At 29.7% G+C, this 9,159-nt stretch carries 7 protein-coding genes; all 7 read right to left on the bottom strand.

Annotated elements, in window-relative coordinates; genetic code table 11:
* Positions 1–903: 903 nt before the first annotated feature.
* Entirely contained in the window at positions 904–1,872 is a 969-nt protein-coding gene (locus AC9UEH_RS07855; RefSeq protein WP_509530495.1) for a tetratricopeptide repeat protein, read from the bottom strand.
* On the bottom strand, positions 1,850–2,452 hold the full coding sequence (locus tag AC9UEH_RS07850; protein ID WP_509530492.1) for a tetratricopeptide repeat protein: 603 nt from the start codon (positions 2,450–2,452) through the stop codon (positions 1,850–1,852). Before AC9UEH_RS07850 ends, AC9UEH_RS07855 begins: the two co-directional genes overlap by 23 nt.
* Before the next feature lies 1 nt (position 2,453).
* Positions 2,454–3,518 (bottom strand): protein kinase domain-containing protein, encoded by a 1,065-nt coding sequence (locus tag AC9UEH_RS07845; protein ID WP_509530490.1) that lies wholly within the window; start codon positions 3,516–3,518, stop codon positions 2,454–2,456.
* A 389-nt stretch (positions 3,519–3,907) separates the two neighbouring features.
* Positions 3,908–5,260: a HEPN domain-containing protein gene (locus AC9UEH_RS07840; RefSeq protein ID WP_509530488.1), complete on the bottom strand. Its 1,353-nt coding sequence runs from the start codon at positions 5,258–5,260 to the stop codon at positions 3,908–3,910.
* A gap of 45 nt (positions 5,261–5,305) precedes the next feature.
* Positions 5,306–6,154: a hypothetical protein gene (locus AC9UEH_RS07835; protein WP_509530485.1), complete on the bottom strand. Its 849-nt coding sequence runs from the start codon at positions 6,152–6,154 to the stop codon at positions 5,306–5,308.
* 43 nt (positions 6,155–6,197) lie between these two features.
* Positions 6,198–7,397, bottom strand: a complete 1,200-nt coding sequence (locus AC9UEH_RS07830) for a GIY-YIG nuclease family protein (protein ID WP_509530482.1) — start codon at positions 7,395–7,397, stop codon at positions 6,198–6,200.
* Positions 7,390–9,144, bottom strand: a complete 1,755-nt coding sequence (locus AC9UEH_RS07825) for a DEAD/DEAH box helicase (protein ID WP_509530480.1) — start codon at positions 9,142–9,144, stop codon at positions 7,390–7,392. Before AC9UEH_RS07825 ends, AC9UEH_RS07830 begins: the two co-directional genes overlap by 8 nt.
* Between the last annotated feature and the right edge of the window lie 15 nt (positions 9,145–9,159).

The following is a 9,159-nucleotide window of genomic DNA, read 5'->3' as shown; positions in this document are numbered from 1 at the left end:
GTAACTAAAAATCAAAAAGATAGCTTGTGAAAAATCCTTAACTTAATGACATTGCAGTAGCGCGTGCAAGTGTATCATTTTTTTATTTGCTTACTGGGATGTTTCTGATTGCTTTTGTGGAAAAGTTGATGCCATAGACTTGAAAGAAAGATAATGCTTCAATCTATAAATACATATTATGTGGAACGGTATGGCATCGGCTTTTCCGCTGAAGCAATTACTTCGGTTTTTCTGGCAAATAAAAAAATGATACTCTTGCTGGCTTCTCTTGGTTTTGTGGGTAGATAAAATGGCTTTAACCATAGGCAAATCAACTACACAATAAAGCCATTTTATCTACTTACAAAAGCAATGAAAATATTACCGATTTAACCACAACGCTGATAAAACAGTTGTAAAGTTTTTGCGAGAAACACTATTTCAAGTTTAAAAAAAGGGTTCTTACGGAGCAGTAAAAGTGGTTTGCGAAGGACGGTTTTTTGAGCGGCTGGGTGATGCGATGGGAGCTGCTCAAAAAGTTGTCCTGGAGCAAACCACAAGCGCGTTGGGTATGGCGGCTGTTTTACATAAATGATATTATAGCTTCATTGCAAAAACCAAAAAAACAATAAAAACGCTTTGTAATGAACTATAATACTCAATTATGTAACACAGCTTGGGGAAAAAAATTTGCTCACGGCGTACTTATTTGTTTTTTAAAGGAGTTCGCCGTTGCCGGGGGCAGGTCTGGCGCAAGTTGCGAAGCGTAAGTGTTTTTGTCTCAAAAACTGTGACAGTAATTTTTTTTGGAGTGTTGGCAAAGAAGTGCCTTTTGAAATGTAAAACGTTATTTTACCACCGAACTTTTGGTAGTTTCTTTTAAAATAAAAAGTTGATTTGGAAAGATAATTTTGATTTAGATTTTCACACAAAATTATTATTAAATAATTGAATTACTTCTTTGGCATCATTACCAATATCTTTTCCCTCGTTAATTTTTGAAATTTTTTCAAGATCCGGTATTGCTTGTGCTATATCTTTATTTCCAATAAGTATTTCTTCTCTCACATAATTGATAAAAGCCAGCGAACTTAAATAAGAATTATTTTCTTCCTTTGCCATTGTCATTGACTCAAAATATAATTGTCTTCCAACATCATAAAAACCTTTCCTAAAATAAAGAAGACCCTTTGTGGCTGTAAGACATATTCCTGAAAAATTTCTCGATTTAATATCTTCTCTTTTTACATCTTTCAAATATTTCTCGGCTTCTTCAATTTTGTTTTGTAAACATAAAGAATATATAATATTATTAAGTAAATGTGGGTCATTTGGATGTGATAACAATCCTAATTTGGCAACTTCAACAGCTTGATTACTGTCTTTAAGTTTTCTAGAAGCAATTTCATTACCAAATAAAACTCCCAATTTCGAAAAGGGTTGGTCAAAAAACCATTTTTTTGAAAAATTAATTGATTCTTGCCAGTTTTCTTGTTCTGCGTATTCTCTTGCATTTGCCTCAAATGAATTAATCAATCTGAAATCATTAATATTTATGTGTATTAAATTTGCTTCTTCTTGGGAAGCCCATTCAGCTTGAGCAAGTGAATTATCATTTGGATGGATTAATGATTTCTCAAATAATTTTTTACTTTTATTAACGTTATCATTTTTTAGTTCTACTGAAGCAATTGAACTTGCAAGTTCAGAGGTGTTAAAAGGGTGAAAATTATTTGAATCGATTAATTGAATCCCAGATTTTGTAAATATTGAATTTCTATCTCTTAATGTTGCTAATGCAATTTCCGTTGCGATTAGCCAAGGATCGTGTTTTGTTAGGTTACTTTTACGGACTATATCGTGAGCTAAATCAATATCCCCAATATGGTACATAAAACCTTGCTATGCTTCTTAAAATGAAACGGTTTTCTGGAGCTAGAAACAAAGCGTTTTTTATTGCCCTTTCAGCCTTTACATCTTGACCTAATATTGAATAATACCTTGCAAGTTCAACCCAGTATATGGGGTTGTAAGGACTTTCAATTAATTTCCTTTTAAGATTATTTATTTTGATGTGTATTTCAAGTAAATTGGATTTGTCTCCAAAAAGCTCTGGTTTTGATATATCTAAACTTAATTCAATTTCTGTTTTTTTTAATTTTAAAACATTATTTGCCGCATCAATAATCGCTTTAGTTGCTATTTCTTTATTTTGCAAAACAAAATTTGAAATATCTCTAACTGTTTTATCATTTTCTTGATTACAAACTAATGCTACTCCTAGAATATCTCCTGCAATACCGATACATTTTGAATCATTCCAACTATCGATTAAATCAGAAATGTCAGGTTTAAATGACGAATCTAACTTAATACTTTTACTTCCGTTTAGTTCTCCTAATTTGGCAGTATTCTCGAAGCTACGCCAATTAGGAATTATATGCCTGTCTTTTTTTTCAAAGAAATTTGCCAATTTATTTAGTTATTTTATATTCAGCTTTACGAGCTAAAAGATTAAAAATTTCTATGAATCTATCCATTTGGTAATTATTTCCAATTGACTTTAAATTTTTAATATGACCTCTTTTTCTAGGATCAGGATAACAAAGCATTTTTATAGCTTCTAATAGTTTGGATTGGTCTGTAATATTTTCGGTATGCTCTTTTATAACTAGTAATGATTCATCAAAAGCATTTATCCAATATGGTAATGCGTTTTCAAAATTTAATGATATAATATTTATAGACGGATTAATTTTTTGAGACATTAATGCAGTCATATTTTGCCCAGTAAAATAATAGGTAGCCATACTACCTAACAAATAGCAATCAATAGCAAAAACTTTATCTTTCCATTCAGGCATAACGTATCTGTGAAAAACTTCTGGTGGAGCATAACGAGTATCGCCTGAAAAATTTAAATTCGAATGAGGAGAAGATAAAGTTTCACTTAAAGCTCTTCCTAAATCTCCAACTTTTGAAATACCATTTTCAAACACAAAAACATTTGATGGTTTGACATCTTGATGCGATACATCAATACTATGTAGTTGTTTTATGCCAGTAGCTACATTATGAAGAGATTTAAATTTCCAAGCATCGTCAATTAGACTTGTGAAATTCAAATGGTTTCTAACATCTCCATTAGCTTTTTCAAATATCATATAATATACATTAGGAACCATAAAACCCGCAATGTTTTCAAATGATGCTTCTAACAATTTTGAAACCTTTGATAAATTTTTATTTTTACATCGACTTAAAATTTCTTTTTCAAAATTATATGTATTTAACATTTCAGTCATCGCTTCTAAAAGGTCAACATCAGCATTTAAAAAAGAAAGTATATTAATAGCTTTCAAAAATCCGATTTGATTATCTTTTTTTACAATATAACAAACTGAAAAATTACCACCTGTTGAACCAGTTTTAAATTTGGCCTTTTCAATAACTAACCATCCCGTTTTTAGTGTCCTACCCTCTAATGCGTGAACTGCACTAATTTGATCTTCTGCTTTGTTTAAAAAAGTATCGCTCATTAATTAATTTATTTTTCATTAATTATTAGGTTATCATTTGGAATTACTTGTAACCTCTATATATTATCAAATATATGTAACTTTTATAATTCAATTTTTACTATTTATTTAATGTTTTTTGAAAACCTATTTGAAAACTACTATTATTCTATTTCTATTTATCTATATGATAATCAATAAGATAATTTGATTGTGTTTATGACTTAATTCTCACTCATCTTATCAATTATTCCTATTATTTTTGTTTTTTTAATTCAGTATTTAATGTTTCAAAAATAGTCATTAGCGAAATGAAGCAAACAAAGATGCGAGTTTAGGAATACTTGGACTAAACGAGGATTTTGTGCAGCTGAATGAGATAATGACTTCCAAATACAGTAAAATAATTTTTAGTTTTTTTTAATCCCAGTTTGCAACTTTTTATTCAATTTATATATTCCGTCTATTTGTTCCCTAGTATGTTCAAACATTTTTAAAATATGCAATTGACTAAATCCCAATTCTCTATAAACACACAATTTAGTTAATGCTTCTAAATAAACAGATGCATAATATATGTCTAATCCTATTAATGTATTTTTACTTGAGCTTCTATGGACAATATTATTTCTAGTATTTACAATTTGCTTAATGTAACTATCCATATCATTTGTCAATGGCAAAATAATTTGGAAATCCTCTTTTAAACTTTCTAATCTTTCTTTGAAACTTGGCTCATTTGCGAATGCTAATTTATCTTCGAACAACTTTATTTCATACGGAGTATTTAATTTAGATATTATTCCTTCTTTTATTTTTTTAAAATCTGCTTTTGGTAATCTTTGATTTTTTTTAAATCGTCTGTGATAAATTTCAATTGCAAAACAACTATTTAAAAAAAAAGTTTCTCGGCTTAACCCTGTTTGGAAATATTTTTCTAAAATTAAATCAATACTATCAGATAAATTAACTGAAACAAACCACTTCTTTAACATTTCCTCAATTTCATTTTCAATTTCTTTAAAAATTGGAATTTTTATACCATTTAATCCCGCATTTTTGAAATTGTATGATTTCATATAAAAATCAACTGTTTCTTGAAAATCTCCATTTTCCATATTTAATGCATCATCATAAAAGAAAAAAAGGTCTTCACTTTTATCAAAAACTCCTATGAAAGCTAAAAATTTTTTAAATTTTCTATAAATTTCAAGAAACTCCCATACTGTACTATTTCCATTTAAGGATTTAATATTTAGTGTGACATACTCATTTAACAAAATACCGGTTTCCCTATTCCAATTTTGATTACAGCCAAAAGCAACTTCTAAAGAAAATTTTTCAAAATTCCCTAAAATTATTGTTTCGGGAAGTTCGAGAGACATTGTTTTATGTAGTCTCAAATTATTTTTAAAACCTGTTTTTTTTAACCAACCTTTTAAAGCTGGCATTCTGACAGATAATTTTGAAAAAGTCAAATCAACTTCATTTTCGATATGAATACCACTTATGATATAATTTATACCGAAATTTACTTCATCTCCACCGCAACCTATAGTTCTGCCAATAACATTACATTCTATAAAAGTAACTTCCCCAAAGCCTGTGAAAGCTCCATTTATAATATTATATTGTTCCGTGCCATCCATACTTATTGGTGCTTTAAACCAAAAACTCTCTCCTTCTTTAAAAAGTTGTACTCCATTTATAAGTTGAAAGTCATCATTTTTAGGTAAATAAATATGACCAAAGTATGATTTCATAATTTTTTTGAGCTTTTATTAATTGCAAAGTTTATTGGTCTTTATTTATTTTTTTGACAACTGTATCATAGCCACTTTTAATACATTCCAACATAGTTTTGCAGTATGAATATCTGGATTGAAATTTTTACTAATTTGCTCATACGGATGGATATAATTTCTAAAATCTCTAACTGTATGGCTAAACTTTTTTACATCTTCTTTTAATAGACCTATTTCATTAGCCGCATCAATAAAATTACTTAATGTCCATTCGTGGAAAGATTTTACTTTACCTTCTTTATCTTTTGGGGCCACATTTGTCTGATTGAAATCTTTTGGATTTTTAGATGCAAATCCTAATAATATCCCCTCAAGTGAACTTCCTATAATTACAATTGCCGACAAAGGAGCATTTCCCTTAATGCTTGCTTTTATCTCTTGAATTCTGGAGTTTAATATATCACTTATTATTCCGTCTAAATTTAATTCGTAAATTGATACTTCATCAAACTCTTGCCTAATGAAATCTTCTTCATTTACTTCCTTTTTAACATCAAAATTTATTTTATCAGCCTTGCTAAAAGAAATATCTTTTCCGTTTCTAACAACTTTCCAATCATCGAAAGCTAGATAATCATTAAAAGAATTGATATGTTTATCTAACAAATCATAATTTCCAATAAAATTTACAGGAGCAAAAACCATTTTAATGCACTTGTCAATCTCTGGCGTACCATTAATTTCTTCTAATTTATCATCAGTATATTTCCACCTTGATGGAAAACCTTGACCGTAAAATTCCTTATAGCCTAATTGATTAAAGAAACTTACTAAATTTGAACCCGAACGATATTCAGTTTCTTCGTTTATCAACTCCCTTAATTTCTCTAAAGTCTTTTTACTTAACACCATTCCTTAAATTATTTATTAATTAATTTTGAGATTATTAGGAATTTTATTTTGGGATTATCATCTTATTATCTGAATCATATCTATAATTTACAATCTCCTCTGAAAGTATTAAATCAATAGCTTCATTGATTATTGGTAATGGAACAACGAACCATTCCCGTGGTGTTAATCGTCTTCCTTTAGTATCGTGTATGTCAATATTTAAACAAACAGCTCCAAAGAAACGATGTAATAATTGTTCAAATTTTTGAGGATTGATATTGTAACATTGAATTGTTGAAACTAAATGAACATCAGCCATTAAATAAGTAGCTTCTTTAGCAGCATTTTTTATCCTTTCTTTTACATCTGTCTTAGAATATCCTATTTTGTATAGGTTTTCAATACTAGCAATATCTTTATGGGTTGATTTTGATTTTAGAACATAAATCCAACCTATTTCTACATCGGCTTCATTTACAATATTGGCATTTTTGAATAATTCATTTTCTATCGATTTATCACTATCTGTTAAAATTTTTCCGTTATTGTATAGTGCTTTACCTAATGAACGATATAACATATTACTTTCGGTGCCGTTTTCAAAAATAATTCTTGTTCTTCCGTCTTTTCTTATCCTTTTTCGTGATGGGAAATTACTTTCAACATTCTCTATATCTGCTTTTTCTAAATACAATAAAATACCATCTAATACATAAAATTTATGTTCCTCAAGATTTTTCTCTGCATTTTCAAATTCTCCTAATTTTCGTTTTCCCGATTTTAATTCATTTTGAACTTGAATAAATAAATGTTCGTATTTATCAAAATCTACACATTTTTTTCTTCTTGCAACAAAATCAGCTTCTTCACGGTCTTTAGAACTTGTTACGTTTTTTAATTTGAAAATATCTAATGAATCATCCATATCGAGAATTCCTAAATCATCATCGGCTAAAATATCACTCACTGAATTTATTTCAACTGTTTTATGATTTAAAAGATTAAACTGGTCATACTCTCTTAACGATTCTGTTTTTTTACTATCCCCTCTTAAATTTTTTAATCTCGATAATAACTTAAATTCAGTAACATTATTAGCCGAAGGTTCTCTTTTGTTCTTTTCAAAAAAAGAATTAATTTCTTGGAACGATTCGATAAGTCGCTCGTCCTCTGTTTTGATACTTGATACTTTTTCTTTAGAATCTAAAATTCCGAAATCATCATCATCAAAAATATCTTTCAATGTTTGCTTCTTACTCATTTGCTTTTGCTTTACGCTTTTGCTCTTTTAAAAATAGTATTGCTTCCGCTAATCTTCTTTCTTGTGGGTCGAATGATTGTATGCTTGGGTGTTCGTTTGTTCGTGCTACCCAGTTTTTTACTTTAGGCCATAGAATTATGGCTTCTTCTTCGGTCATTTGAATTCTACCCGCATCGATGGTTTCTTGAATAGCTTTAAAAACAGATGCTGTAACCGATTTAGAAAGTATTTCGAATGCTTTTTGAAACGGATTGATTGTATCAATCAAGTCAAAATCAATGTCGTCAATATTGACAAAACTGTCTGCCATACGAATAAAACGCTTGTCTCCTTGCGTTTCAATATTGGCATTTTTTATTACAGAATCTACCACTACATACTGACGGACTTCTTCCACTTGTTCGTCTGTCAAATCGGGATAGGTTTCTCTAATAATTTTTGGAATCAACACTTTATTTATTACTTCGGGATCAACATTACCAGGTAATGCTTTTATCATTGTTTCGTTTTGTAATATAGTCGCTTTTAAGTCTGTAATATCCGATTCTATTATCGCTTTTACTCGGCTTGAACTCGCTACTTTAAAACCATTTATTCTAATTGTATTTTCATCATCTTCCGAATCGTCATCATCTTCTCCGGGAAATTTAGGTTTGAATTTGAAATTTGGTGCTAATACTTGTTCCATCAATAATGAAGCTGTTATCGCTTTTAGCATATTATTGACTGACAATTTTACTTCGCTATCTTCCGCATCAGGTTGAGCTATTAAATTGGTAAATTGAGCGTGTGATTTATTATTACTATCTCTAGTACAACGACCAATAATTTGGATAATTTCGGTTAGTGAACCTCTGTAACCAATTGTTAATGCGTGCTCACAATATGGCCAGTCAAAGCCTTCTTTTGCCATACCTAACGCTATAATAATATCTATATCATCTGGACCAGTAATAGTGCGTAAAAACCCTTGTATTTTATCTCGCTCTTTTTGATTATCGTTTACTAAATCGGCAACTTTTAATATTTTATCTGATTTTTTACTTTTTATAAATAAAACTCCAGTTTCTGGGTCTTGATATTCTAATTCTCCCAAACTATCAATAATCCTGCTTACTTCTTCCGTTTTATCTTTGGTTGATTCGCCAGAATTAACACTTGGAATGTGAATGATTGTTTTTAGGTTTTCGTCTAATATTTCATCAATTGCCGATGTGTAACGTCCTTGATAGAAATGATAACCAATACCTAATGTTTTAAGGTATTCATAACCATTTAACTGTTCATAATAATCATATTTAACTCTTGTAAATTTTTCCTCTAATTCAGGTAATAAAATGGGCACACTATCTCCGCGAAAGTAGGAACCAGTCATTGCCACAATATGTGCTGATGATTTAGCCATAATGTTACGTAAAACTTCGCCTAGTCTGTTTTCGCCATCTACAGAAACGTGATGAAATTCATCGATTGCCAGTACTGTTTCGTTAAAAACTTTTTCATCAATACCATCACAAGCAAAGCGAAGCGTTGCGTGTGTGCATATTAGAATTTTTTCATCACTCTCTAAAAACTTTTTAAAAGCACCTACTTTACTTTTTTCTCCTCCAGGTGTGCAAAGATTGTATATTGGATTTGGTTCCCAATCTGCAAAGAAACCATATTGAGAAAGTTGAGTTTTGCTAAAAGAACTACCAATAGATTTTTCGGGAACTGCAACAATTACTTTTTTTAACCCTTGATTCATTAATTTATCTAACCC

Source organism: Flavobacterium sp., from assembly GCF_040402835.1.
Lineage (GTDB): Bacteria > Bacteroidota > Bacteroidia > Flavobacteriales > Flavobacteriaceae > Flavobacterium.
Note: the sequence above shows the minus strand (reverse complement) of the source record. Positions and strands in the feature narration are given on the sequence as shown.

Coding starts and splice junctions, on each gene's coding strand:
- AC9UEH_RS07855 (WP_509530495.1), bottom strand. CDS start 1,872: ATGTACCATATTGGGGATATTGATTTAGCTCACGATATAGTCCGTAAA.
- AC9UEH_RS07825 (WP_509530480.1), bottom strand. CDS start 9,144: ATGAATCAAGGGTTAAAAAAAGTAATTGTTGCAGTTCCCGAAAAATCT.
- AC9UEH_RS07830 (WP_509530482.1), bottom strand. CDS start 7,397: ATGAGTAAGAAGCAAACATTGAAAGATATTTTTGATGATGATGATTTC.
- AC9UEH_RS07835 (WP_509530485.1), bottom strand. CDS start 6,154: ATGGTGTTAAGTAAAAAGACTTTAGAGAAATTAAGGGAGTTGATAAAC.
- AC9UEH_RS07840 (WP_509530488.1), bottom strand. CDS start 5,260: ATGAAATCATACTTTGGTCATATTTATTTACCTAAAAATGATGACTTT.
- AC9UEH_RS07845 (WP_509530490.1), bottom strand. CDS start 3,518: ATGAGCGATACTTTTTTAAACAAAGCAGAAGATCAAATTAGTGCAGTT.